We start from the raw sequence: 26,550 nt of genomic DNA, 5'->3' as shown, positions 1-26,550 counted from the left end.
TTGTTCGTATAATGAAATAAAGAAATAAATCTCTTTCTTTTAATATTTATAAGATTGTCCACCATCAATTGGAATGACAACTGCATTGATAAATCTAGATTGATCAGAGAGTAGAAATGCTACCAAATAACCCACCTCTTCTGGTTTACCAAAACGTTTCATTGGGTTTGGTTCAACAAATTGTTTCCCCACTTCCTCCCAATTTTCTTGATCAATTTGTTTTAATGAAGCTTCAACCATTGGTGTCATGATGGCGCCTGGGGCAATAGCTTTGATGCTGATTCCATATTGCCCGTATTCTATTCCAGAATTTCTTGTTAAGCCGACCACACCATGTTTACTAGCCGCATAACCAGATTGGTTTCCTATTCCACGAATACCACCAACAGAAGCACTATTAACAATAGAGCCAAACTCTTGTTTTCTCATAACTTTCAATACATGTTTCAAACCATAAAACACACCATTTAAGTTGATATTCACTACTTTTTGAAATTCATCAATTCCAAAATCCTCTGTCAGACTTTGTTTCCCTTCGATCCCTGCATTATTAAAGAAACCATCGATTTTTTCAAATTTCTTAACCGTTTCATTTACATACTGTTCAACTGCTTTTTCATCTGTCACGTTCGCCGTAATAAGTAACACTTCTGCATTTGGGGCAACTTCTAATACTTTACTTTTTGTTTCTTCTAGTGAATCAGTGTTTAAATCAACAAGCGAAAGATTTGCACCTTCTTTAGCTACTTGTAAAGCAGAGGCTCTGCCTAAACCAGATCCTGCACCTGTAATTAATACTACTTTCCCGTCAAAACGATTACTCATTAGTTTCCCATCCCTTTACCATTAGCGTAGAAAATAATCTAGTACTTTTTAGATAACTTAAATTATCTTCACTTAAGTTATCTTGAATTAAAAATATATAGCGCTGTAAGTCATCTTTTCCTCTCTTTTATTGATGTAAAATAATTTATTAGTGAACTTAGCGCTTATAAATAACTTTGTTACTAATAGTAACTCTTATAATTCACTTAATCAAATATTTTGAATTGATTATTCTTTATCTATTATTTTAAACTACCGTATTTTTTATACTCAATTTTAAAAATCCAACCTTTTTAATATTCTATAAATAATAAAATTATAAAGAAAAAGCTTGAAATTATTGGTACTAAACGGATTTGTGCTTTTTTATTTTCTCAAACAGCTTTTATGTTAACTAAGTTGGCACTTTGTATACAATAAAAAAACCAGAAAAATATGTTCATTTCCTGGTTTCAAAGATATTTGTTTGTTGAGTTTTATCTATATATAACTGAAAAGCATAATTAAACAAAGAATAAGGGAAAGCAGTTAGAAAAAGGTGTATAGGTTTAAATTTCTTTAATTTATAGAGATTAAATCGTTTAAATAATGAGTTTAAAGGAAAAGCCAGCAGAGAATCTGCAAATAAATTAGTAAGGGAATATAACCAAAACTTACCGTATGTTAAGTGAAAAATCCATATATTCCCGATAAAATAAGGACCAAAAATAAATGCTAAAGCATTGTTTGTAGCCGCTTTTTCTCCCCCTTTTATTTTCCACCACTTGTAAGACCTACCTAACAGGGCTTCTACTAGAAGAATTGAAGTTGAAAAGAAAGTAACAGGAAGATATTTTGCAAATGATTTTTTAGGAAGAAAAATAAGAGTTCCCCAAGAAAATAATACTAATCCTATTCGAATTAATAAAGAAATCAAGTTTTTCACCTCTAAATCTTTTTTCTTAGAGTTCCTTAAAAATCCTTAATTATGTTCATTATTCCAACTTTAATTGAACTACCTCATTGCTCAATAGGTTTGTGCTTTTTTTACTTCCTCTAATCAAAGCATGCTGACTTTTCATACTACATACATAGAAATACACTTACATTATTGATTGTACATATCGAATTACATAGAGAGAAGTCCCTCTTTCATACCTTTAAACAATCATGCGTACAATTCTTTTTCTTCATATATCTTTACTTTATTGATACGTTTCTCATGTCTACCACCTTCAAAAGGTGCTGTTAGCCATACTTTTGCAATTTCACGTGCAAGTCCTGGACCGATAACACGTTCCCCCATTGCTAATATATTTGAATCATTGTGTTCTCTTGTCGCTTTAGCACTAAATAGATCATGTACAAGGGCACAACGAATCCCCATTACTTTATTGGCTGCAATACTCATACCAATGCCAGTACCACAAATTAAAATTCCACGATCTACTTCTCCTCTAGTCACTTTTTCTGCTACTGGAATTGCATAATCTGGATAATCCACTGACGTGTCACATTCACACCCTAAATCCTCATATTCAATATTCATCTCTTTCATTAACGAGATAATTTCATTCCGAATCGTAATACCACCATGGTCTGATGCAATAGCTACCTTCATTTTCGCCCACTCCTATTCTTATATAACTGTTATAAAAGTTCATCTAAAATTACTTTTCCAAAGTACTAGCATTCTTTTTTTTACAGCACTTGCACGTAGTAAAAAAAACGCTTACCTTTTTGTCTTCAACATGATCAACTATTGAATTACATTCCTGACAAATTAGTATCCCCATTTTTCATCCTCCTTTATATATATTAAACAACGTGTATACTTGTCTGCTATGTTGTGATGAATGGATGCTATATTTATTATATATTTATACAAATATCATTAAATTAACTAAAACTCTTTCCTTGACATGCTGTGGCTTTTTTAGTTTTATTAGAAACTTTATGAGTAAAATCATAAAGTGGAAACTAAGATATTATAATGAACTTTCGTTAGTTATTGAGCTATCTTAAAACTTGGTCCCCTTTGTTAAAAATGCTAAATGTATCTAACAATCCAAGTTTTTCATGATAATCAAACCGTATATTGTTTACATTTTCAAGTTCTATGCTTATTATTTTATTTTCTTTAATACCAACCGCAAGGCCGGAATATCCCTCAGTTAACAGTTCCACCGCTTTAACGCCCATCCTACTTGCTAATATTCTATCAAAAGCTGATGGACTTCCTCCTCTTTGTATAAAACCCAATATAGAAGTTCTGACGCTAACCTGCAGCCTTTTCTCAATATACTTTTTCAGCTCTTCGATATCATACATCTTTTCCGTAATAATGATTAAGTTGTCATGTTTGCCACTGGCCATCTTTGAATGTATTTGTGAACAAATTGTATCGAAATCTAATTTTCTTTCTGGGATAGAGATAATTTCCCCTTCACCAGCCAGCGCTGAATAAGTGGCTAAATCCCCACAATATCTTCCCATAACTTCAATAATCGTTGTTTTATCATGTGAAAAATCCGTATCTTTAATTTTACTAATAGCGTCCAATATAGTATTTAAAGCTGTATCAAATCCTATTGAATAATCTGTATAAGCAAAGTCGTTATCGATCGTTCCAGGTATACCTATCACATTGATGCCTAAACGATGTAATTTTTCTGCTCCTTTAAAGGAACCGTCACCACCTATAACAACTAAAAAGTTTATGCCAAATTCCTCTAGTACTCTTGCAGCCTTTTTTCTTCCTTCCTCTTCCATAAACTCTAGGCATCTAGAAGTTTTTAATATAGTTCCCCCCTTATCTGCAATCCTATCAACATCAAAAGGCGTTAACCTATCAATATTTCTATTGATCAAACCCTGGTACCCACCTTTTATTCCCATTGTCTCTATATTCTTTTGTTGTGCAGCTATAACAACAGCTCGTATAGCAGCATTCATTCCTGGAGCATCTCCTCCACTTGTTAAGATACCAAGTTTATTCATGGCTGTTCCCTCACTTTCCCATTTCTAGTAATTGAAATCTTTGTCTGTTAAGTGCTAACTCATACTAAATTTATTTCCTTCTATTTAATGATAGCGATTGCAACTTTTGAATAGAAAATACACTTCATTGTTAATTTTTAATTTGTATACTTGTCTACTAAGTTGACTTATATACCTAGATTACTTATAATATGTGTAGATGTCAATAAATATAATGGATTCTATTTAAATTTATTATCTTTATTGTTCATCGTTAAATTTGTTAGATTACTATATTTATAATCTACATAAATCCTAAGGAGGAATTTGAAATGGCATCGATTACATTTTTAAACAAACCTGTTACGTTATTAGGGAACGAGGTAAAAGTTGGGGATACAGCACCTGATTTCACTGTTATTAATAATGAATTAAATCCAGTAACCCTTGAAGATTCCAAAGGTAAAGTTCGCTTAATTTCAGTAGTGCCTTCTATCGATACAGGAGTATGTGACGCTCAGACACGCCGTTTTAACGAAGATGCTTCAACTATCAGCAATGTGGAAGTTTTAACAATTAGCGTTGATCTACCATTTGCTCAAGAAAGATGGTGCGCTTCAAATGGACTAGAAAATGTACATACATTTTCTGACCATCGTACCCTCTCATTCGGTGAAGCGTATGGCGTCCATATTAAAGAGCTGCGTTTATTAGCACGTGCTGTATTCGTAATTGATTCTAATAATAAAGTCACATATGTTGAATATGTAAATGAAGCAACAAATCACCCTAACTATGAAGCAGCAATTGAAGCTGTAAAAGCAGCGCAATAAAAAGTAAGATGAAATGAATATAAATTTAAAAATTCCCTCCTCAAATAGGAAGTTATCCTTCCCTCCCAATATATAAAAAGAGGTTGCCACCAGGCAACCTCTCCTCAAGAAGTCATATACATGGATGCACGTATCACTCCTTCATTTTAAATAAAAAACTCCGAACTCAACTGTCAATCATGAGCTAGACTCCTCTACTGTTTAGAGTATGAAGTCTCTGTTATTTTGACCTTCTATGGTGCTATAAATCTTAAAAATCATACGATAATAGGACTGCCGATAAGCATCGCCAGCCTTTAAATTTATAACAATGCTTTGCTCTCCGCATTGAATTTAGTAAAGTATCTTAACTCTAACTAAGATAGTTAATATATATTAAAATAACTAGACACATGTTAAAGGTTTACAAAACAATCAAAAGAATTTTAGAATTTTAAGCTTTCCAATATCTCTCATACAAATTTTCCATATGGTTAGTCATTAGCTCTATTGCTTCTTTTTCATTATGATCCGCTATAGCTTTAATTAATAATTGATGTTCTTTAAAATTCACATCTCTATAGTCTGGTCGAGTAACAGTTCGGTCTCGAATGAAGTGCCACATTTCTTGTTGTTTCATTGCTGTACTAATAGCTGACATAAATTTGATAAATAGATCATTATGAGAAGCAATGGCGATTTGATTGTGTAATTTTTCATCTGTTTCAGGTACGTATACTCCAGATTTTGTTTCTTCTTCCATCTTATTTATAGTCTCTTGCAGCGCTTTAATATCGTCATCAGTAGCTCTTAATGCTGCAAACTTTACAATAAGAGGTTCAATATTCATTCTTGCCTCAACAATATCTTCTGGCGATACAGCTTCTAATATAATAGCTGAATTTTGGTCCTCGGAAGCTGATGGATGGCTTTTTACATAAACACCTTCCCCTTGTCGTGAATAAATATAGCCGTTTAATTCTAAGGCACTTAAAGCCTGTCTCACTGGAGCACGACTAACTCCAAATTGCTCACAGAGTTCCCTTTCAGCAGGAAGCTTATCTCCTACTTTAAATGCCCCTGATTGGATCTCTGAAAGAACTTGTTGATAAATTTGGATATATAATTTATTACTAGAAACTCGATTAAATCTAATATTAACCACTTCTCTCCATTATTTTTTATTTATTACACTTTAAAAGTCATCACCATATCGCACTCTCTTGCTTTAAGAGGGAAGAAAATACATTAAATCGTCAATCAACGATTTCCTTTGAGTTGTCTTCTTGTCTACTTAGTTAACTATATGTATATTATACAACTTTTTAGTAATTGTAAACTAGGGTTATAACAATTTTCTGCATTCAAATTGATTTCTCTCCATTTTTAACACAAAGGAGTAAGTATACACACCGCCTCTTGGAATATTTATTATTGAATGACAGAGAGATGTGTCAAGAACAATACTCCTTGTATTAAAAGAAAAGAAACCTATTGAATTTTATTCATTCTTTTGTATTTAGAAAAATAAGTCTAGTAACATAATGAACCCTAATCCAACTACAGAGATGATACTTGAAATAACACTGTAGGTTGCAAATGTTTCTTTCATGCTCATTCCCATATACTCTTTAACAATCCAGAAAGCAGCATCATTTACATGTGAGGCCATACAACTACCAGCTCCAGTTGCAAGTGTCACTAAAACCAAGTTGACATCAGGTGTTTGACTAAGAATTGGAATAATTAACCCTGCTGTTGATAAGGTTGCAACAGTACCGGAACCTAAAGCAATGCGTAATAGCGCTGCTACGGTCCAAGCAAGTAAGATGGGTGAAATCGCAGAGCCCTCAAATAGCTTAGCGATATAGGTTCCTACCCCTCCATCAATAAGAATTTCTTTAAACGCTCCACCCCCGCCAATAATAAGAAGTAACATACCTAATGCATTTATAGATGCAGAACAAGAATTCATCATAGATTTTATTGGAATCTTTCTTGCGATACCCATAGTATAGACAGCTAATAATAGTGAAAGCAAAATAGAGACTGAAGCGCTTCCAATAAAACGAATAAAAATGATTAAACCATTATCTGCAAATCCTACGGTTTCTTGAACCATTTCAACAACAGAACCTAATGTGATTAAAATTACAGGAAAAATTGCTGTTAATATACTGATTCCAAACCCAGGGGTTTTATCCAATGCAAACGTTTTTTGTGCACCTAGTGATATAACTTCTCGATTTGTATGGAACATACCGGGAGATAATTTCTCGATAACTCTTGGATACCATATACCAGCTATAATAACCGTTGGAATGGCAATAATAATACCTACAATTAGAACCGTCCCAATATCTGCTCCATATTCAGCAGCAACTGCTGTTGCACCTGGATGCGGGGGGAGAAAAGAATGCGTTACTAATAAAGTTGCACTCATAGGAAGTCCTAATTTGATAATTGATATGTTCAATTCTTTTGCAATGGTAAATACGATAGGAATTAAGAGGACAAAAGCAACTTCATAAAATAATGTGATGCCGATAATAAATGAAGCAAATACGACTGCCCACTGTATCTTTTTTTCACCAAATTTGTTAAGTAACGTCATGGCTATGCGGTGAGATCCGCCTGCGTCTGCAATTAATCTTCCAAGCATGGCCCCAAGTCCAAAAATAAGACCTATATGGCCAAGTGTACCTCCTAAACCGCTTTCAATAGAAGTTGCGATTTCTTCTACTGGTATTCCTAACATTAAAGCTACGACAAACGATACAATAATTAATGAAATAAATGTGTTTAATCTCAACACCATTATCAAAATAAGTAGTAATATTACCCCAATAGCTGTAAACAATAATGGCATAGTAGTCCTCCAACATAATAATTTTAATTCTATAGAACAATGCACAGGATATTTTATTTACACAAATAAGATGAGTCTGACCCTTTGGTTTTGAGTCAGACTCAATCCATCTATCCTAGGTATTAATCCATATGTGATCCACCATTGATATCAATTTCTTCACCTGTAATGTAAGAAGCTTCTTCTGAAGCTAGGAAAGCAATAGTTGATGCAATTTCTTCCGTTTCCCCTGGTCTACCCATTGGTATTCCAGCAATAACATTATCAGCATCTTCTTTAGGAAGCGACTTCCAAATCTCAGTATTTACAAGGCCTGGAGCCACGCAATTCACTGTAATCCCTTCTCTTGCAACTTCACGAGCGAGATTCTTAGAGAATCCTAAAACAGCAGCCTTAGATGCCGAATAGTGTGCTCCACCAAAGACTCCGCCTCCTCTTTTTGCAGATACAGAGGAAAGGCTTACAACCCTACCGAATTTTTGTTTTTTCATTGGTTCTAATACGGCTTGAGTACATAAGAATAACCCAAACATATTTACATTAAAGACTTTAGCCATATCTTCAACTGTCATATCTTCAACTGTCACTTTTTGTGAAATTCCTGCATTATTAACAAGGATATCGATACGTCCATATTCATTTAAAACGGTTTCAACCATCGCGTCAACTGATTCTTTGCTTGTTACATTTAGCTCTACACCTAATGCTTTTCCACCCTCACTTTGGATTGTTTGAACAGTATCTTGAATTCCATCGGCGTTTAAATCAGCTACTACAACAGCTGCTCCTTGTTTTGCTAAGGTTAAGGCAATTGTACGTCCAATCCCTTTTTTTGATCCACTTCCTGTAACGATTGCTACTCTATCTTTTAATTCAAACATATCTTTATTCGCTCCTCAGATTAAAATTTCTAAGACTAATTTTGTTTTTTAAAGCATTTCGTTTGCAGTACGAACAATATTTTCAACAGTAATTCCGTTAAGTTCTAACAATTTTTCATATGGAGCAGACTGACCGAACTGATCTTGAACGCCAATTCTCTTTACCTTACCTTTTCCTTCCTCAGCAACTACCTCAGATACAGCGCTTCCAAGTCCATTTAAAATATTGTGGTCTTCCACTGTAATAATTCGTCCTAACTCTAAACATTCTACTACAGCATCTCTATCAATTGGCTTAATTGTATGCATATCTAGTAGTTTTACAGAAACACCTTGTTTTTCTAATTCCTTTGTTGCTTCTAAAGCGAGATGCACCGTATCCCCATTTGCAATAATGGCTATATCTTTTCCATCCTTTAATTGTTTTGCTTTACCAATTGTAAACTCTTCCGTTTCATCGTAAAGCATTGGAACTTTATCCCGTGTGAATCGTAAATATACAGGGCCGTTTATCTTCGCAGCTTGCTCTACTAATTTTCTAGTAGATTGATAGTCGGCTCCCATAATAACTGTCATATTTGGGAAACTTCTTAAAACGCCCATATCTTCAATGGCTTGGTGACTTCCTCCATCATTAGCAGGAGTTAACCCCCCATGAGAACAAGCAATCTTAACGTTCAAGTTGGGATAACAAACTTCTTGTCTAATTTGTTCAGCCATTCTTAATGAACCAAATACAGCGTAAGTGCTTACAAAAGGAATCTTACCAGTTGTTGCAAGCCCTGCAGCTAAACCTGCAGCATTTTGTTCGGCAATTCCAACATTAATATGCTGATTGGGTAATTCCTTTATAAAAGTGCTTGTTTTACATGATTTTGCAATATCAACATCAATTACATAAATGTCCTTGTTTTCTTTACCTAATTTTACAATTTCATCACCAAAGGCTTCTCTTGTAGCTTTTTTTGTTGTTAGAGCTTTTTCTATGATACTCATTATTTTAAACCTCCTGCAAGTTCTTCCATAGCTTGTTGATACTCCTCATCATTAGGAGCAACCCCATGCCATTCAGCAATATCCTCCATATAAGAAACGCCTTTTCCTTTTACAGTATCAAGTACGATACATTTCGGCTTTCCATTTTTTAATTCTCTAATTTCATCTAATGTTTCAACAATGTCTTCCATTGAATGTCCATCAATTCTCTTAGTTTCAAAACCGAAGGCTTCAAATTTCTTCTCTACGTCTTGAAGTGGCATAATCTCGTCACAGAAGCCATCAATTTGAAGACGGTTATTATCTACAAAGACAACTAAATTATCCAATTGATACTTTACAGCAGTCTGAGCAGCTTCCCAAATTTGTCCTTCTTGACATTCTCCATCCCCTACTAACGAGAACACTCGGTAATCTTTCTTATCTCTTTTACCTGCGATGGCCATACCTACGCCGCATGATAATCCTTGTCCTAGAGAACCTGTTGAAATATCAATTCCCGGACATTTTTTCATATCTGGATGTCCTTGGAAAGGAGAACCATATTCTCTTAGTGTATAAATCGTTTCATATGGGACATATCCTAATAGGGCTAATGCAGAATATTGGATTGGACAAACATGACCTTTTGAAAGGACAAATCTATCTCGATCTTCATAGTTAGGATTTTTAGGATCAATGTTCATCTCTTTAAAATATAGCGCTGTCATAATATCAGCTGCAGAGAGTGAACCTCCTGGATGACCAGATTGTGCTTTGTGAATCATTGTTACAGCAGTTTGTCTCATTTCAATTGCTTTTTCTTTTAATTCCTCAATACTTATGTTTTTCATTTCTGTCACCTCAATTAAGACTTATAAAAAGCAACTAATTTGTAGACTTATATACTTGTCTACTAAGTTGTTCTATGACCCTAGTATACACTCCTTATTTCAACTTGTCTACTAAGTATATAAGTTTTTTATAAATTTTATGAATATTTTATTTATAGGAAAAGAAATGTTCCCTATATTTTTCTCTTTTTTCCTACAATAGAAATAGAGTTAACTTTCGAATCTGATTTTTTATAGTCTTTATCTTTAGAGTAATGAATTTAATAAATTTACCCAAAAACCAAATAATAAGGATGGAATAGACTTATGGAGGTAATGAACATGAAAAAATATCGGTTCCCTGAAGGATTTTTATGGGGTGGAGCAACTGCAGCTAATCAAATAGAAGGCGGATATAATGAAGGAAATAAAGGACTCAATATTGCCGATGTTCTTCCAGGTGGAAAAGAACGCTATAAGATATTAATGAATCCAGGTTTCGATTTTGAAATCCATCGTGATCAATATTACTATCCAAATCATGAAGCGATTGATTTCTATCATCGGTATAAAGAGGATATCGCGTTGTTCGCAGAAATGGGTTTCAAGTCATTCCGTATGTCAATTGCTTGGACACGAATTTTTTCGCGTGGTGATGAATTAGAGGCTAATGAAGAAGGATTAGCTTTTTATGATCGTGTTTTCGACGAGTTACATAAATATGGGATTGAACCAATTGTAACGATTTCTCATTATGAAATGCCACTTCATTTAGTAAAAGAATATGGAGGTTGGAGAAACCGTCAAGTAGTAACGTTCTTTGAAAGATATGTAAAAGTGATTTTCAATCGTTATAAAAATAAAGTAAAGTATTGGATGACGTTTAATGAAATCAATAGTGGCTTGGTTATGCCGATTCAAGGCCTTGGTTTTTCAATTGAAAAAGAAGAGGATAAATACCAGCCTACCTTTCAAGCATATCATCATCAATTTGTTGCCAGCGCTATTGCGGTCAAAGCATGTCATAAGATTATTCCTAACTCAAAAATAGGCTGTATGATTCTCTTTGCACCTGTATATGCCTTTGATTGTAATCCAGAAAATGTGATGTATGCCCTTCAAGAGGAGCAGCTTTTCAATTACTATTGTGCAGATGTTCAAGTACGAGGAGAGTATCCACCTTTCATGAAGAGATACTTTAAGGAACATAATATTGAATTGGAAATGCACGAGGGTGATTTGGATATAATAAAGGAAGGTACTGTTGATTATATTGGCTTTAGCTACTATATGTCACGTACTGAGAAGAAAATGAAAACAGATGAGGAAGCTTCACAAGGGAATATTATTGGCGGTATAAGAAATCCGTTCTTAAAAGCAAGTGACTGGGGATGGGAAATTGACCCAAAAGGATTATGCATTAGCTTAAACAAATTATATGATCGCTATAAAAAGCCCCTGTTTGTTGTAGAAAATGGGTTAGGGGCCTATGACAATATAGAAGAAGACGGCACGATAAATGATCATTATCGTATTGACTATCTTCGTGAGCATATAAAAGCAATGGGAGAAGCTATCGAAGATGGGGTTGACTTAATGGGTTATACGAGTTGGGGCTGTATTGATATGGTCAGTATGTCCACAGGTGAGTTCTCGAAACGTTATGGTTTTATTTATGTTGATAAACATGACGACGGTAGCGGGACGTTAGAACGGAAAAAGAAAAAGTCCTTTTTCTGGTATAAAGACGTTATTACAACTAATGGGGCCAAGCTATAAATATCAGTTGACTTTATTATTCAGGGCTACTACGGTAGCTCTTTTAGTATTAGAAAAAAGATGATAAGAAATGTACTTAATGATTTGTTTTTCCAAATATAAAACGCCATTGCAAACTTTTAATAAATGTTCCTCCCCCCTAAAAAAACAAAAACCTTCTATAAAAGAAGGGCTTATTTTACTTCCCTTAAGCCCTTCCCTTCAAGTATTTCTTGAATACCTTGTTCACAAACCCCATAAAAACGCCAAGAGCAGTTTTTACAAATGTCTTGAATATCGAAGGGGTTGACATGCTTTTGAATACGGGATTCAATATCCTCCCATTTCAAAATTTGTCCGATTTCAAGCTTCATCTTCTTTAAAACTTCAGCATCTCTTTTGTAGATGGTTTCATTTTGGCAATGATATTCACCTGAGTTAGGGTATTTCTCACACAAGTGATCAGGCCCCATTATAAGCTTAATCCTTGTCTCAGGTTGATCTTTTAAAGTTTGATGCAACTTTGTCATATTTTCCACATATTCTGGGGAATACCCCATTCCCCGATAGCCAAGAAGGCAAAAAAGATGGTGGCCTCGCAGTTTATACATATTTCACCCCACTTCAACCGAATCTATCACCCTTATGTTAACATAAAAATATCATTAGTTAACTTTTATGTTCATTATAGTATATTTGTAGGCTAACTAAAAAATGAATCCATTTCAAACCTCTTATACATGGAGATTAGACTTTACACGTATGAAAATCAATTATTCTATATCTGATTAAGAGAAAACAAGATGGGGATGGCTTAATAGAAAATCTAGATCCTAACAAAATATAATATATACTTCAGTATTACTTATTATCTTGTCTATAAATATTGCTTGTATATTTTGAATCCTCTAGACTTTTATTTCTTAATAGGACAAATTATGTTAAGGGAAAAGTAGATACTTTTTATGATGAAGTTAATTTAGGAGAGATAACCAAATAGGTAAGCAGGGATTGAGGAATTTTTTCATAAAAAAACCGATTTTCATTTTTATCTTTTGGAATGGGTTTGTGGATCAGTTTGACATGCGGCGATATATATTTTCAATTAAAGTCCTCCTTACTTGACTTTTGTTTTTAAAATTGTATTTCCGTAATCATCCATTGATTTACCATATACTTCTCTTACGTTAGAAACTAATTCAACTATTTTTTTCATTTTATTTTCCTCCCTTATGATTTGTTGATCTCATTATGTCATGTTGGTCTTATTTAGGCAAAGTCACTGAAAACGGAAACAATAACGTATAAAACATTGATCTTAATATTGCGCATCTTTTCTCTTTTTTTCATAGCTTTTCAATTTATTTTAAAAATTAAATTGGTATACTTTGAGTTTTGTTTCTCTCTCAGTATATATTTTTCTTTGTTTATATCGATCCCCTATCAGAAAAAGAAGGCTCAAGCCCGCTACTGCTTTAAAGATTTATTTCTTATAATCCGTATTATGCAAATTAGTTTTGTGTATACGATTTAGAAAACTTCATATAATTGAAGGCTACCTACATAAATAGGTAGCCCAAGCCATAATAGCTATTAAATTTTGAAAGATTAATGACGTACGTTAGTTGTTCCAGCTTGACCTGATAATTGAGATTGAGCTGTAGCAACAAGACGTTTCGTAATTTCTCCTCCTACAGAACCGTTAGCGCGAGCTGTTTGGTCAGCTCCTAATTGAACACCAAACTCAGAAGCGATTTCATATTTCATTTGTTCAATTGCAGATTCCGCACCTTGTACTACTAATTGGTTACGACCACTATTACGATTTGCCATATCTGTCACCTCCTCGCTCTTGTATACTCTTAAGATTCCATTCTTTCCTTGATACATACTAGGTAAATTTTAGGTGAATATAACCAGGAAATTCATACATAATAAGCTATGTTGGGAAGAAGAACGTTACATAAAACTCTTCCTCTCATCTCCTTGTATATGTAAGTCTCATATCCGACATTAGGTTTGCCATGTGCGAAAGAGAAAAGGGATGTTGACCGGTTAGTCACACCCCTTTTTTCATTTCACTAAGTTTCTTCTTATTACATACCATTTTTAAATGTGTGAAGCGCTTCCCACTGTCTTTAATGCCTATCGAATGTTTCTCTTTTACTCTGCCCCGAATCCCTTTCATAATCATGAGCCCTACTTCTCTACATTTTGTTTTATATAAAATATCCCTATGATTTTGAACCATTACCCTCAAAAATCATGGTTTTCAACAACTATGTAATCAATTATAATCCTTCTTTAATCTTTCTAATTGTTCGATAAGGAAAAAGAAGCATTACTATGCTCCTTTTAAGAAAAGGAATAACATCCAATATTTGGAGCAAAATACTTAAGGTAACATGAGATTTCCAGTCACCTTAAATCTTAGCTTGTTCTAAACAGAAAAAGATATTTACAGCTGCGGGAATATTGTGGGCTATAGGGAGAATTATTTATGATAAATTTTATTGCTATTACTAATGAGAATAATTTAGAAACAAATATTAATTTGTATCATGCAGATTTATCAAAGTATAAATGGTTCTGGGTAGATTTTAATGAACCTACCGATGAAGAGATAAAACATTTAGCGTACACTTTTCAATTCCATCCACTTGCTATTGAAGATTGTGTTCAGAGGCTTCAACGTCCTAAATTGGACTACTACGATGACTATACTTTTTATGTTACACATATTATTCGAGAAGTAGAAAAAGAAATTTATAAAGAAGAGTTGGATTTCTTCGTCGGTGAAAAGTTTATTGTTACCTTTCATCGTATGCCATCAAAGGAAGTTACCCAAGTATGGGAGAGGCTTTCAGTACAAAAAAATACTGAAAAGTGGGATACCTTTTATGTGTTTTATCAAATTTTGGACAAAATTGTAGACAACTACTTTCCCCTAATCTATAAAATTGAAGATGAATTAAATAAAATTGAACACAATACAACAAAGAAATCAATGACCGATTTGATGAATGAGTTATTCGATACAAGATCTATGCTATTAAATCTAAGACATACGGTTAATCCTATGCGAGACTTACTTTATCGTATGTTAAACTCTCATCATTTGAGTGGTATTAGAGAAAAAAGAGAATATTTCTCTGATATATATGACCACCTTTTGAAACTATCGGAAATGGTAATGTCCAATAGAGAGGTAACAGCTGATATAAGAGATAGCTACCTTTCACTGAATTCACATCAAACAAATAATGTAATGAAAGTTCTTACAATCATTACCTCTATTTTTGCCCCTTTGACGTTTATTGCAGGGATATATGGAATGAATTTTGAAAATATGCCTGAATTAACTTGGAAATATGGATATTTTCTTTCTCTTGGATTCATGGGGGTTATTGGAGTATTCATGTATCTTTGGTTTAAAAGAAAAGGTTGGTTTAAATAACTCTTGATATTCTCCTTTTCCTAAGGGGAACCTCTAGTGACTAACCTAATCACTATGATTTTAATTCGAGGAAGTAGAGAAGGCGCAAACCTGTTGAACGTTAAGGGATTTGTGTCTTTTCATTATACAAGATTTTATACATCATTCATTCACAAAACTCTCTAGATTCCTCTCATAAACAACAGATTTGTATGTTGATTAAATATTCGGGAAGAATATTATTACTTACATAGATTTGAGGATTCTAACATGGAGATTTTAGTTAAATTAAGAGCATACATTATTACTGGTTTATTATTGATCATTAGTTTTGTTTTTACTACTGTTTTAGTTAAAATGGGGAAGTTTAGTGCATTTGACAAATGGTTATCATCAATCATTCATAATAATCGATCTTCTTTTTTAACCCATATAATGAAAGGTCTTGACTTCATCGGTTCAAGCTATTTTGTCATTGGAATTTCCCTTGTTATTCTATTTTATCTTTATTTTGTAATTAAAGGTCGTTTTGCTTCGATTTTGTTTATTATTACAATGCTAGGAGAGCGACTACTTGGGGAGGGACTAAAATATTTACTTAGTCGTTCACGCCCAGATGGACCACATTTAGTAGAGAGTGATGGACATAGCTTTCCAAGTCAACACGCTATGAATGCCTTTGTTCTTTACGGTATACTTTTATTTTTATTATGGACTCATTTAAATCATTATAAAATAAAGGTTCTATTATCTTTACTGATCGTAACTATAATCTTAGCAATGGGAGTAAGTCGTATTTATCTAGGTGTACATCATCCAAGTGACATTTTTGGTGGATACCTTATTAGTGGATTTTGGCTTACTGTTGTCATCCTATATGCAAGGTATCACAAAGAAAAGAACAAAAAGACTTAGCTGATTTTTAGTCTAAGATGGGCATTATTCCAATTATTGCACCGACCTGAGATTTTAACAGATAAATGTGCATACTCTGAAACTGTATTTAAGTCTACATTTGCATAGTTCTGAAACCTTCATCTCTAACTGCATGCTGACTAATTCATAGTATAAAAATCTAATAAAAGAAGTCCTATTTACGAAAAATAGGACTTCTTTTTTATATAAAATGATTTGTTCGTTATTTCAAACAAGATTCATGTGAATAAAAAAAAGGAAAATACAAAAAATATGAAAGAATTTTGAATCATAGTTAAGAAAGGAGTAGTGCCAAAATGAAGGAATGGTTAGTAAAATCATTAGGAGGATTATTTGCTATTACGCTTATTACAGGTTGTACAGCAAATGATAATCAAGATTCTCCCCAAGAAGATGAGCAACAAAATGAAGAACAAGCTCCAAATGACGAAGGTGGAAATGATACAAACAATGAAAATAATGGGGATGCAGATGATGTGAATTTTGAAAATAACGGAGATAGAAATGAGAATGCTCCTGGTGTCGATGAAAATGATACCCTAAACAAAGATGATGAAAAAGACCAAAATCCAGATCCAGAAGATCAAATAGAAGATCAGGAAGATAGACAAGATAAAGATAATAGGGATGATTAACTAAACGGGGGTGGTTCTCTTCAACGGAACCTTCCCCTTTTACTTTTTGCTAAGAAAGAAGCTCTTTCATCCACAATCTATCATTCTTATTTTTTTGTTTTAGCAAACCCAATTGCTCTCCGTACCTCCTAAGGAAAACAGCTTTCAATCCTTAGATAAAATGAGCTAAAATCTCATCATAATAACATTGAAGCTGATAAGAAATGAATAAAAATATAAAATTGAAGGCTACCTACATCTGTAGGTAGCCTAAGCCATGATAGCTATGAAATTTTTTGATTCATTAACGAGATACGTTAATGGATCAAACGTGGCCTGATAATTGCGATTGAGCTGTAGCAACAAGACGTTTCGTAATTTCGCCTCCTACTGAACCGTTAGCACGAGCTGTTTGGTCAGCTCCTAGTTGAACACCAAATTTAGAAGCGATTTCATATTTCATTTGCTCAAGTGCTAATTCAGCACCTTGTACTAATAATTGGTTACGACCACCACTACGATTTGACATGCTTGCCACCTCCTTGCCCTAGATAATCTTAGAATTCCTTTCTTTGCTTAAGACATACTAGGTAAAATTTAGATAGATATAACCAAGAATACATAATAAGATGTGTTGGGAAGAAGAACGTTACATAGCCCTCTCCTCTCATTTCCTTGGATAAACAACATGTAACCTAAGTTTTCCATGTGTAAATAAAAAATGACTTAAGATAAGTTCGTAAAAGTATAAGATTTAAAAAGACCATATCCAATTTGGATAATGATCTTTTTTTATTTTATTCGTATTTTAGAAATGTATCGCACATCCACTTATAAAACTTTTCCTTCTCTTCAAATTACGGATAGTGTGCGGAGTGATGAAAAGCAATAAACTCTTTGTTATCAGCTTCAAGTTTTCTTTTGCAGCATGAGACGAAGTCATATAATCATATTTCCCCATCACGAAATAGCACAGTAGTTTAAGTTCTGTTACCATAGTAGGCAATGGCTCTTTTAAGACTTCCTTTAATAAAGTTTCTTGAGAATAGGCTGTCCCGTAGTTATATCCGATCACGTCTAATAAGTTATACTCACTGCTCAACAACATACCTAGATTATCACCATCTGGATTATCAATTCCTCTTGCTCCCCCACCATATTTGATTACAAAATTCCTTGGAGTAAATGTTTCATCCTTTATGATTTTTTCCCTTACCCCTTGTAAAGCTGGAATATCATCTGTATTTCCAGCTCTTTTTGTCTTATTCATAACGTAGTTTAAACTGTCGAGCTCACTTTGGACTGTATCACTCATTTCGCCCATCCCAACATATGCTTCATATTTTTGAGGTGCTTTATAGGCAGCCTGCATGCCTATATATGTACCATAAGAATGGCCAATAAGGATTACTTTTTCTTTGCCAAAACGTTCTGATATATAATCGGTTATCGCTAATAAGGCCTCAACTAGTAAGTCTGATGAAAAATTAGAATAGTCCTCGAAGAAATGATAGGATTTCCCACTTGCTCTTTGATCATAATTTACAACTGTAAAGTTCTTTTCTAATAAATCTTGATATTTCTTCGCATACGGGATTTCCGAATTTCCAGGTCCTCCATGAACAAAAATAATAACAGGATTGTTCTTATCGTGATCCCGTATCATAATTTCATGACTACTTCCATTTATCTCTACTTGTTCTAATGCATTTATACTATTATTTCCTTTTACATGGACAGTCCAGATGGAAAAAAAGAGAGCGATAAGGAGTAATAATACAAGACTTAATCCTGTCCATTTTAGTAATCTTCTTATCTTTTTCATTTTATTATTTTAATTCCTCTCTGTTTAATATCATTCTGATAGACAACAATTTAAAATTTGTATGATAAGTTTTCTCTCTCTCCTTCCATTTAGCTGCTTATATACAAATGGTTACTAACTAACAATGATATATCGTGAAAGAATATTGCATAATCTAACATACTAAATAACTTATTTTTGGAATAAACAAGCATTCATTAGATGATGTACACTCATTGCATATGGTTAATAATATAAATTCAACCATTTCTAGACGTATAACATAGTAAGACTGGAGTCGTAAATCACCTGTATATTTAGGGATTTTTAATAATACGGATACATGATGCGGATTCTTTCCTAAGTTAGAATCTAAACATTCTCTATCTCTTCATAGATTCTTTAAGGGGCATTAGATTAGGAAGATTTGAAAGATTTCTCTTTAACTTTTGTCCTGTTTCCCCCCATGTATGAGTTAGTTTTTTTCTTCGATAGAATGAACATGACTGTAAAAGTAGGCCTCAAGAAAAATAAAAACCCCATACTCCTTGCTATTCAACAGATTTAAGGCTTTTATGATTTTCTAGAAATCACATTACGTGAACTAAATAGGTATATATCAAGAAATAAAAAGAACCGCGCCTCAACTTTAATTAAAGTTGAGGCGCGGTTCCTTCGTTCGTTTAACTTAGCGAGCATGTTTTTTAAATAAATTCACTGCTTCTGCAGGTACATAGAATTTACCATTGCTCTCTACAATAACACTGTCTAAATTATATTCTTTTCCTTTTATACGGATCATATCTTTGTTAACAGGTAGTTCTGCCCTTAAATTTTTACGTGTAACCACAAGTACTGGATTGGCTTCATCTGTCTTATCAACCTTTACTGTCGCCTTAACTTTTTTAAAAGCTGACTCAGCGTCTAGAAATAACTCATCTGTTAATTCTTCTAAGTCAAAGCCCATCGCTTTTGACACTGTTTTAGCAATGTCTGTGTTATCAATTAAACCAGATGGTTTTTGCGGACCATAAGCATATAAGAAAACATCTTCACCTGTGTGGCCTCCAGTTGTAAAGCCGAGATTCGCACGATTTGCTAATAGTTTAGATAAGATTGGTCCTACCTCTTCTTTTGTTTTTGCCGCTTTTAGTTTTTCTTTTTCATCAGTTGTTAAATTTTCTAAGCCATAAAGTGCTGCGACTTCTTCTAGATTAGATAAATCATCTTTTAGCTTGCTTGTTGCCCCTTCAATCGTCATTTTTGCTTTTTTCAGTGGCTCAATATATTTAGCTACAGGTGTTGTATCATACCCTTTTGTAGTATTGCTATTACCAATCGAAATACCACTGTTCCCGTGGTCAGTTACAGCAATCACCATTGTATTTCCATCTTTTTTAGCAAACTCTACTGCTTCGGCAACAGCTGCATCAAAGGCTAACACGTCACTAATCATTCCGATTGGATCGTTCGCATGTGCTGCCCAGTCCGGCTTACTGCCCTCTACAAATAAAGAGAAACCATCTTTATCTTTCGAAAGCGTTTCAATTGATTTACTTGTCATTTCAGCAAGTGTTGGCTGTTCCGGGTTTGTTTCCTCACGATCCATATCGTAAGCTAGAGCACTATTAGAAAATGAACCCCAAATTTTATTTGATTTTGACTTTAATAGTTCATCTTTTGTTTCAACAAAATCATAGTCTTTTTCTTGAATGACTTTTATTAAGTCCTCATTATCCTTACGGCTCTTTTTACCTGTACCAGGCTGAAGAGCTTCCTTTCCACCTCCCAGAACAACCTCCATATCTTGGTAAACCTGTTGTTCACCAAGCACCTCAAAGTTATTACGATCAGCATGATGAGCTGAGAAAGCTGCTGGTGTCGCATGTTGAATTTCAGAAGTCGCAATAATACCGGTTGCACGTCCAGTGCGCTCCGCTCCTTCCATTATATTTGCTACAGGGCGGAACTTGTCTTCTTCACTGACTTGCTCTAAACTAGGCGAGTTGACGAGTGAAGGCAGCACTCCAACATAACCAGAGTTTGATTTGTTTCCTGTTGCCATTGCTGTTCCAGCTGGTGCTGAGTCTGTAATGGCAGATTCAGCAGAGTATGTACGAACTCCTCCTGTCATGATTTCATCCATTGCAAGAGGCTCACCTTTGTACCAACGTGCTAACGTTGTTGCTGTAGAGCTTGTCCCGTCCATAACCATCACAATTACGTTTTCAGGATTCTTCCCCTTTTTCTTTGATTCGCTTTTTGCCTGCGCAGGCTCCATTATGCTGTTACCTATAACTAATGAACCTACCGCTACTGTTCCCGCTATTGTTAGTCCAATCATCTTTTTACGAAGCTTGACCATTGTTCTTCCCCCCACAAGATTTTTTATAACTGATATAAAACTATCATTTTTATGTAAGCCAGATTTTAATTTTTTATTGATTTTTTGTAAATTCACACATCTTATTTCCTATATAAGCAATTTATATACATCATATTACAAATTAATAAAATTTTAGGGTGAAATCCTCTATTAAATATAAAATTCAAGTTTTTCAATACGTGCTATATTAATAGTGTACGAATAAAAATTCTTGATATAGAGGAAGCGGAAGGAAGATTGCCATGAAGAAAAATAACGCACAATATTGGGTATCAAAACTTGGACTACTCCCCCATCCAGAAGGTGGATATTATAAAAGAACCTTTGAATCAGAAGAACGTACGTCTGATCAAGAATTAACTGTTAATTTTGAAGGTGAACGAAAGCTCTATACGAGTATTTACTTTCTTTTAACATCAAATGATGTCTCTCATTTTCACCGTTTAAAATCGGATGAATTATGGTATTATCACGCTGGAAGTTCTTTAACGATTCATATCATTCATGAAAATGGGGAATATGAAGAAATTAAATTAGGTATGGACTTGGACAATGGAGAAGTCCCTCAAGCTTTAGTTCCAAAAAATTCAATCTTTGGATCGTCTGTTGTGGAGGAAGATACTTGCTCTCTAGTAGGTTGTATGGTTTCACCTGGGTTTGAATTCCAAGACTTTGAACTGTTCACACAAGCTGATCTTTTATCAAAGTATCCTCAATACAAAGATATTATTATGAAGTTAGCATACGAAAAAATTCCAGAATAGGATTGGACTTTAATTATGATTCTTCATACTCTCGCAACAATAAGAAGCCAGGCAATTTAGAAAAGAACCGATTTCTATAAAAGAAATCGGTTCTTTTCTACTAAAAACATATTCAAGGCTAAAAAACTGGTGTTCTACTACATTGGCTATGAATAATATTAATGGCCACTGACTTGGTCTACATGTGCAATGTGTTTTCGCCCAAATGCAACCACCAGCACGCCTAAAAATACAAATACAGCACCTGTATAGAAAGGAACAGCTGAGGAATATGCTTCAGCAAGCTTAGTTGCAAGCCAGGGTCCAACAGCGCCACCAATAAAACGGACAAAACTGTATGCTGCAGAAGCTGTAGCACGTTCTACTGGCGCAACCTGCATAACGGCTGTAGTGATTAATGTATTATTAGTCCCTAGGAATAGTCCTGCAATAATAACGGAAACAATAATGACTGTTTTTGAATCTGTCCAAATTCCCATGGCTAAAAGAGTTAAAGCAAACAAAGTTAGCATGGCGCACATAGATTTGACCGTTCCAAATCTAACTTGAAGCTTTGGAGCAATAAAGACAGAAGTCAAGGCAAGACAAAGTCCCCAACCAAGAAATACATAGCCTAGACCATGCTCATCTAAATCCATAACAAATGGAGCATATGCCATTAACGTAAAAAATCCTATGTTATATAAAAAAGCTGTAAGACCAAGTCTAAACAATCCAGGAAATTTTAAAGCTTTAATTGGATCTAGAATAGAGCCTTTAACTTTCGGTTTTTCCACACGAGGCATTTTCAATAAAAGGGCAAGAAAGGCAATAATCATTAGCACACTTACTCCATAAAACGGCCCACGCCAAGAGATTGATCCTAGTTCTCCGCCAAGCAGCGGACCTACAGAAATGCCAAGTCCAATAGCAGCTTCATATAAAATAATGGCTTTGGCAGTACTTCCAATCGCCAATCCTACGATAGCAGATAACGCTGTGGCAATAAACAATGAATTCCCAAGTCCCCATCCACCCCGGAAGCTAACAATTTGCCATATTCCGTTTGAAGAACCAGCTAAAGCTGAAAAGACAATAATAAATAAAATACCAGTTAATAAAGTCCATTTAATGCCAATTCTACTAGAAACGACCCCTGTGATTAACATTGCTACCCCTGTAATCAAGTTATAGCTTGAAAATAGCAAAGAAACCTGGCTTGGAGTTGCATCAAGTTGTTGTGCAATGGCAGGTAAAATTGGATCAACTAAACCTAAGCCCATGAAAGAAATAATAGTCGCAAAAAAGATAACCCAAACAACTACTGGCTGTTTAGCCGATTGGTATTGGGCATTCAGTGATTGTCCTGGCTCTGAATTCATTTTAAAAAAACTCCTTATACATTATTTTTTGAATGCATTTAACCTATCCGCTTAAATTCTTCTGAGTTATGATCTTTTTTAACCCCCTTGGTAATTGAGAAGTTTATTCATACTTGTTACAAATAACAGTATAAAATCTTTTTACCTTGACGTCAACGTAAACATTCATACTGTTTTATTAATAAAGCCTTATCCTAAACTGCTTACGTTCTTCTGAGAAAATCTCGGATTGTAGGATAATATTTTTTGAACTAAAACCTTTCCTCTGTTAATGTAAGAAGAGAAATGAATAAATGTAGGAGCGAAATCATGAGCGAATTTAAAATAGATGATGTGGCAAAACAAAGCGGTTTAACAAAACGAACTATAAGGTATTATGAACAAATTGGACTTCTTCCCTCTCCTCCCCGAAGCAAAGGAGGCATAAGATTATATTCTCAAGAACATATCGATTTTCTAGAAAAAATCACAAATGCAAAAGAAGTAATGGGCTTTTCCCTTCAAGAACTTCAGCAGTTCATCAAACTCAGCGATATATTGGAACTTCGCAAAGCTGATTATAGGCAGGTAAAAGGTACAAGTGAACAGAAAGAAAAGTTAAGAAAAGTAGTAAACACTGTCGAAGAACAACTTGAGTTGCTCGTTCAAAAAAAAGAAAATCTCTTAAAAGTTGAGGAAAATTTAGTCTCCCTTAGAGACCGTGCCAAAGCAGCCCTAGTTCGATTTGAGAAAGAAGAATCAGAGCAGTAAGATTAAAAAAATCCAGCTTTTCACATAGAAAGCTGGATTTTTTTAATCGATAAGTTTTTCATTGTTCACTTAACATATCATAATTAGAAACGGCTCTCATTCTTAATCTATTTGGTCCATTTCTGACGATTCAATTAAAACTTACAATTACATTTCTAGAGCAACTTAAAAGGTTCTGTTGCAAAGATTTTTAAGAAATTGCTCTCACAAAATAAAAACAAACAAAATAGGCTTAACTTAACCTGTACTTAAAAAATACGTAGTTACTTTGATATAGCTTCCAATTAACCCCTATAAGGAGATGATTTTAATGAAAAGAATTCCACTTAAAATGGTGAGAAAGGAATTATTGGATATTCCTCAATATTCGCTTCCAACTGGATTTCAAATTAGGTTATTTGAAAAAGGTGACGAGCATAATTGGGCTAGGGTTGAAGCAAGTGTAGATGAATTTAAAAACGAGAAAGCTGCACTGGAACACTTCAGTAAAGAATTTGGTCCATATATTGATGAGATGTCCATGCGGTGTGTTTTCATTGAAAATAAAAATGGGAAAGTGATTGGAACAACAACAGCATGGTATGGCGACTTAAATGGTAATGGAGAAATATGGGGTAGAATACATTGGGTAGGTGTTGCTCCAGAATATCAAGGGGCGAAACTTTCAAAACCTTTACTTAGTGCAGCTATGAATATTTTGGCCCATCATCATTCAAAAGCCTATCTTACATCTCAAACTACGAGCTATCAAGCTATCAATATGTACTTAAACTATGGGTTTGAACCTTTCATCACAGGCCCAAACTGTCATGAAGCCTGGTCCCTGTTAGAAAACATTTTAAACCGAAAAATATTAAAATAGCTTTAAATAAAGATTAGCCAAATTTTATCTATATTTGTTAACTATTTAAGGGGTATGCATACACTTCTTAAATGGAAAGGCATATTGAGGAGGAGAAAAACGATGTTTCATCCATTGAATTTTACCTAGGTATGGTCATTATATTCCTTGATATTTTTCTTAATCTTATTTTCGTTTTATCTCCTTTTTGTGGTCTTAAAAGTTTTAGACACTGTAATTATACATTTCAAATAGTTCAATTAAACGTCTATAAATGTTTCTTTTTCAATAGATTTAAAACAAGCTTCAATAACTTTCATATTTTTAATTGTATCTTCCATCATCTCCCTAGGTATTTCGCCATTCAATACACATTGAGAAAAGTATTCGACTTCGAGGATATATTGGTGTCCCAATACTTGTTTTTCTCTATTAGCTCCATCTGTTTTATTAACTATTATCTGAGCTTTAATACATCTGAGGTATAAAGGCTTTTGATACTCGAATGCTACCTTTTGCTCCAATGACTTCATAAGAATCTATTTGTGTCCGATCCATTGCAGCCTCAAATACTCCTGTCATTCCATTATCAAGTGCCATGAAACATACTACAGACAGGTCTACTTGGTTTTCAACGTCCTTAAAGAGTAACTTTCTCAATCTAAAAATCTGGGGCAGTTTCAATAACTGCCCCAGATTTTTAAGAGATTAAATATTAGTTAGCTATTTTTTAAAGAAAAAGGAAACAACCTTCTAGTAATTTCTTAGCTTGAACTGAAACTTATATACCAGTATTAGATGTTTAATCCTTCTCTAATAGATTTTAACGTTACTTCATTCGACCACTCTGGACGATCCGGATAAGCAAAAACAGCGTTTGTGACAATGCCATCAAACTTCATTTCTCTTAGTTTTTGATAAAGCGCCTCAAAGTTGATTTCTCCTTCACCAGGGTTTAAATGTTGGTGAATCGTGACCTTTGCATCTGGCGGATTAACAATGTAACGTAAGCCAAAGGCTGCTTTATGGTTTAGAGTATCTGCAATGAGAACATGCGTTAATAAATCACCGGCTTCCTCTAGATGTTGCGCAACATCGCCAATGCCATCATCATAGAAGAAAGCGTGTGGAACAGAATATACAAGTTTAATCCAGTCTTTGTCCAAAGCACGAATCATACGAATCGCTTCCGTATTTAATTCGATAAAATCATTTGGGTGGGATTGAATGTTTAATTTAATTCCTTCTCTTTCAAAGATCGGCATAAGTTCTTCCATTGATTTCACAAAAGCAGCTTCACTTTCCACAGGGCGACTTATATCCCCACTGAATTCACTATTCATCAAGTCTACATCTAATTCAGATGTAATTTCGATGCATCGTTTCCAGTTTCTCACCGCAGCTTGTCGCTCCTCCTCTTTTGGAGAAGACCATTGCTGAACAGGTAGGACCGAAGAAATTTTTACCCCTGCATCTGTACAATAGCGTTTTAAATCTTTGATTAGCTGTTTATCCACTTTTGGATACTCATAAAACCAAATAAAATCTTTACGTGGTGATAACTCTACATACTCATATCCTAATCTTGCAACTGTATCAATCGTATCTTTTAAATTTGTATTGTCACGATAATGTGATGGGTCATAGGCTAAACGCATTATAAATTTCCCCTTTCTGTTTGTTGCATCCATATACAACGTCATTGGTATGTTCTAATGATAGATAATCGTAAAGAGGGGTTTTGCCT

25 protein-coding genes and 1 pseudogene are annotated in these 26,550 nt (G+C 34.2%); 8 read left to right on the top strand and 18 right to left on the bottom strand.

The genetic code is table 11. The annotated features are described in order from the left end of the window. Window positions 1-39: 39 nt before the first annotated feature. From B9N79_RS06870 to pfkA, 5 genes are all read right to left on the bottom strand, one after another. A complete protein-coding gene (locus B9N79_RS06870) occupies window positions 40-825 on the bottom strand; it encodes an SDR family oxidoreductase (protein WP_040061004.1) in 786 nt (261 codons plus the stop codon). Between the two features lie 439 nt (window positions 826-1,264). Next, complete coding sequence (locus tag B9N79_RS06865) at window positions 1,265-1,750, bottom strand: hypothetical protein (protein WP_231573194.1); 486 nt, start codon at window positions 1,748-1,750, stop codon at window positions 1,265-1,267. A gap of 222 nt (window positions 1,751-1,972) precedes the next feature. Further along, the gene (rpiB, locus tag B9N79_RS06860) at window positions 1,973-2,425 is read right to left on the bottom strand and encodes a ribose 5-phosphate isomerase B (protein ID WP_040061002.1); all 453 of its coding nucleotides are present in this window, start codon (window positions 2,423-2,425) and stop codon (window positions 1,973-1,975) included. Window positions 2,426-2,474: 49 nt separating this feature from the next. Continuing rightward, window positions 2,475-2,600 carry a GapA-binding peptide SR1P gene (locus B9N79_RS06855; protein ID WP_019392642.1) on the bottom strand — a complete coding sequence of 42 codons (126 nt, stop codon included), beginning with the start codon at window positions 2,598-2,600 and terminating at the stop codon, window positions 2,475-2,477. A gap of 220 nt (window positions 2,601-2,820) precedes the next feature. After that, the gene (pfkA, locus tag B9N79_RS06850) at window positions 2,821-3,804 is read right to left on the bottom strand and encodes a 6-phosphofructokinase (protein WP_046217618.1); all 984 of its coding nucleotides are present in this window, start codon (window positions 3,802-3,804) and stop codon (window positions 2,821-2,823) included. Between the two features lie 311 nt (window positions 3,805-4,115). Here pfkA and tpx point away from each other — a divergent pair, with 311 nt between their 5' ends. Next, a complete protein-coding gene (tpx, locus tag B9N79_RS06845; protein ID WP_046217619.1) occupies window positions 4,116-4,616 on the top strand; it encodes a thiol peroxidase in 501 nt (166 codons plus the stop codon). Window positions 4,617-5,049: 433 nt separating this feature from the next. On the opposite strand, the gene B9N79_RS06840 is transcribed toward tpx, so the two are convergent. The 5 genes from B9N79_RS06840 to B9N79_RS06820 all read right to left on the bottom strand — a co-directional run bounded on the left by B9N79_RS06840 (window position 5,050) and on the right by B9N79_RS06820 (window position 10,174). Continuing rightward, window positions 5,050-5,760 (bottom strand): FadR/GntR family transcriptional regulator, encoded by a 711-nt coding sequence (locus tag B9N79_RS06840; RefSeq protein WP_019392639.1) that lies wholly within the window; start codon window positions 5,758-5,760, stop codon window positions 5,050-5,052. A gap of 354 nt (window positions 5,761-6,114) precedes the next feature. After that, window positions 6,115-7,464: a gluconate:H+ symporter gene (locus B9N79_RS06835; protein WP_040060998.1), complete on the bottom strand. Its 1,350-nt coding sequence runs from the start codon at window positions 7,462-7,464 to the stop codon at window positions 6,115-6,117. A gap of 122 nt (window positions 7,465-7,586) precedes the next feature. Then, window positions 7,587-8,345, bottom strand: coding sequence for an SDR family NAD(P)-dependent oxidoreductase (locus B9N79_RS06830; RefSeq protein WP_040060996.1), 759 nt, complete (start codon window positions 8,343-8,345; stop codon window positions 7,587-7,589). Window positions 8,346-8,393: 48 nt separating this feature from the next. Next, window positions 8,394-9,341 (bottom strand): transketolase family protein, encoded by a 948-nt coding sequence (locus B9N79_RS06825; RefSeq protein WP_019392636.1) that lies wholly within the window; start codon window positions 9,339-9,341, stop codon window positions 8,394-8,396. Further along, entirely contained in the window at window positions 9,341-10,174 is an 834-nt protein-coding gene (locus B9N79_RS06820) for a transketolase (RefSeq protein ID WP_019392635.1), read from the bottom strand. Before B9N79_RS06820 ends, B9N79_RS06825 begins: the two co-directional genes overlap by 1 nt. Before the next feature lie 321 nt (window positions 10,175-10,495). On the opposite strand from B9N79_RS06820, the gene B9N79_RS06815 reads away from it, so the two are divergent. Further along, on the top strand, window positions 10,496-11,932 hold the full coding sequence (locus tag B9N79_RS06815) for a glycoside hydrolase family 1 protein (RefSeq protein ID WP_040060994.1): 1,437 nt from the start codon (window positions 10,496-10,498) through the stop codon (window positions 11,930-11,932). Window positions 11,933-12,105: 173 nt separating this feature from the next. Here the strand turns inward: B9N79_RS06815 and B9N79_RS06810 are convergent, their stop codons facing one another. Further along, on the bottom strand, window positions 12,106-12,522 hold the full coding sequence (locus tag B9N79_RS06810; protein WP_019392633.1) for a DUF1284 domain-containing protein: 417 nt from the start codon (window positions 12,520-12,522) through the stop codon (window positions 12,106-12,108). A gap of 997 nt (window positions 12,523-13,519) precedes the next feature. After that, window positions 13,520-13,744: an alpha/beta-type small acid-soluble spore protein gene (locus tag B9N79_RS06805; RefSeq protein ID WP_019392631.1), complete on the bottom strand. Its 225-nt coding sequence runs from the start codon at window positions 13,742-13,744 to the stop codon at window positions 13,520-13,522. A gap of 667 nt (window positions 13,745-14,411) precedes the next feature. Here B9N79_RS06805 and corA point away from each other — a divergent pair. From corA to B9N79_RS06790, 3 genes are all read left to right on the top strand, one after another. After that, window positions 14,412-15,368, top strand: coding sequence for a magnesium/cobalt transporter CorA (corA, locus tag B9N79_RS06800; RefSeq protein ID WP_040060990.1), 957 nt, complete (start codon window positions 14,412-14,414; stop codon window positions 15,366-15,368). A gap of 249 nt (window positions 15,369-15,617) precedes the next feature. After that, entirely contained in the window at window positions 15,618-16,262 is a 645-nt protein-coding gene (locus B9N79_RS06795; protein WP_040060988.1) for a phosphatase PAP2 family protein, read from the top strand. A 317-nt stretch (window positions 16,263-16,579) separates the two neighbouring features. Further along, complete coding sequence (locus tag B9N79_RS06790; RefSeq protein WP_040060986.1) at window positions 16,580-16,918, top strand: hypothetical protein; 339 nt, start codon at window positions 16,580-16,582, stop codon at window positions 16,916-16,918. Between the two features lie 304 nt (window positions 16,919-17,222). Here B9N79_RS06790 and B9N79_RS06785 read toward each other — a convergent pair whose 3' ends face one another. The 3 genes and pseudogenes from B9N79_RS06785 to B9N79_RS06775 all read right to left on the bottom strand — a co-directional run bounded on the left by B9N79_RS06785 (window position 17,223) and on the right by B9N79_RS06775 (window position 21,066). Continuing rightward, the gene (locus tag B9N79_RS06785) at window positions 17,223-17,426 is read right to left on the bottom strand and encodes an alpha/beta-type small acid-soluble spore protein (protein ID WP_019392625.1); all 204 of its coding nucleotides are present in this window, start codon (window positions 17,424-17,426) and stop codon (window positions 17,223-17,225) included. A 328-nt stretch (window positions 17,427-17,754) separates the two neighbouring features. Further along, window positions 17,755-18,722: pseudogene (locus B9N79_RS06780) on the bottom strand (alpha/beta fold hydrolase). Between the two features lie 667 nt (window positions 18,723-19,389). After that, window positions 19,390-21,066 (bottom strand): alkaline phosphatase, encoded by a 1,677-nt coding sequence (locus B9N79_RS06775; RefSeq protein ID WP_046217622.1) that lies wholly within the window; start codon window positions 21,064-21,066, stop codon window positions 19,390-19,392. A 263-nt stretch (window positions 21,067-21,329) separates the two neighbouring features. Here B9N79_RS06775 and B9N79_RS06770 point away from each other — a divergent pair, with 263 nt between their 5' ends. After that, the gene (locus B9N79_RS06770; RefSeq protein ID WP_040060984.1) at window positions 21,330-21,851 is read left to right on the top strand and encodes a cupin domain-containing protein; all 522 of its coding nucleotides are present in this window, start codon (window positions 21,330-21,332) and stop codon (window positions 21,849-21,851) included. A 158-nt stretch (window positions 21,852-22,009) separates the two neighbouring features. Here B9N79_RS06770 and B9N79_RS06765 read toward each other — a convergent pair whose 3' ends face one another. Next, window positions 22,010-23,212 carry an MFS transporter gene (locus tag B9N79_RS06765; protein ID WP_019392621.1) on the bottom strand — a complete coding sequence of 401 codons (1,203 nt, stop codon included), beginning with the start codon at window positions 23,210-23,212 and terminating at the stop codon, window positions 22,010-22,012. Window positions 23,213-23,521: 309 nt separating this feature from the next. Between B9N79_RS06765 and B9N79_RS06760 the strand changes: the two genes are divergently transcribed. Both B9N79_RS06760 and B9N79_RS06755 read left to right on the top strand, forming a co-directional pair. After that, window positions 23,522-23,962: a MerR family transcriptional regulator gene (locus tag B9N79_RS06760; protein WP_019392620.1), complete on the top strand. Its 441-nt coding sequence runs from the start codon at window positions 23,522-23,524 to the stop codon at window positions 23,960-23,962. 310 nt (window positions 23,963-24,272) lie between these two features. Continuing rightward, window positions 24,273-24,824 carry a GNAT family N-acetyltransferase gene (locus tag B9N79_RS06755; RefSeq protein ID WP_040060981.1) on the top strand — a complete coding sequence of 184 codons (552 nt, stop codon included), beginning with the start codon at window positions 24,273-24,275 and terminating at the stop codon, window positions 24,822-24,824. 447 nt (window positions 24,825-25,271) lie between these two features. Here the strand turns inward: B9N79_RS06755 and B9N79_RS26710 are convergent, their stop codons facing one another. Continuing rightward, on the bottom strand, window positions 25,272-25,403 hold the full coding sequence (locus B9N79_RS26710; protein ID WP_275080527.1) for a hypothetical protein: 132 nt from the start codon (window positions 25,401-25,403) through the stop codon (window positions 25,272-25,274). A 194-nt stretch (window positions 25,404-25,597) separates the two neighbouring features. Further along, window positions 25,598-26,461 carry a sugar phosphate isomerase/epimerase family protein gene (locus B9N79_RS06745; RefSeq protein ID WP_046217624.1) on the bottom strand — a complete coding sequence of 288 codons (864 nt, stop codon included), beginning with the start codon at window positions 26,459-26,461 and terminating at the stop codon, window positions 25,598-25,600. Window positions 26,462-26,550: the final 89 nt, after the last annotated feature.

This window comes from Priestia filamentosa (assembly GCF_900177535.1).
GTDB lineage: Bacteria > Bacillota > Bacilli > Bacillales > Bacillaceae_H > Bacillus_I > Bacillus_I filamentosa.
This window is presented reverse-complemented; position numbering and strand designations above follow the sequence as displayed.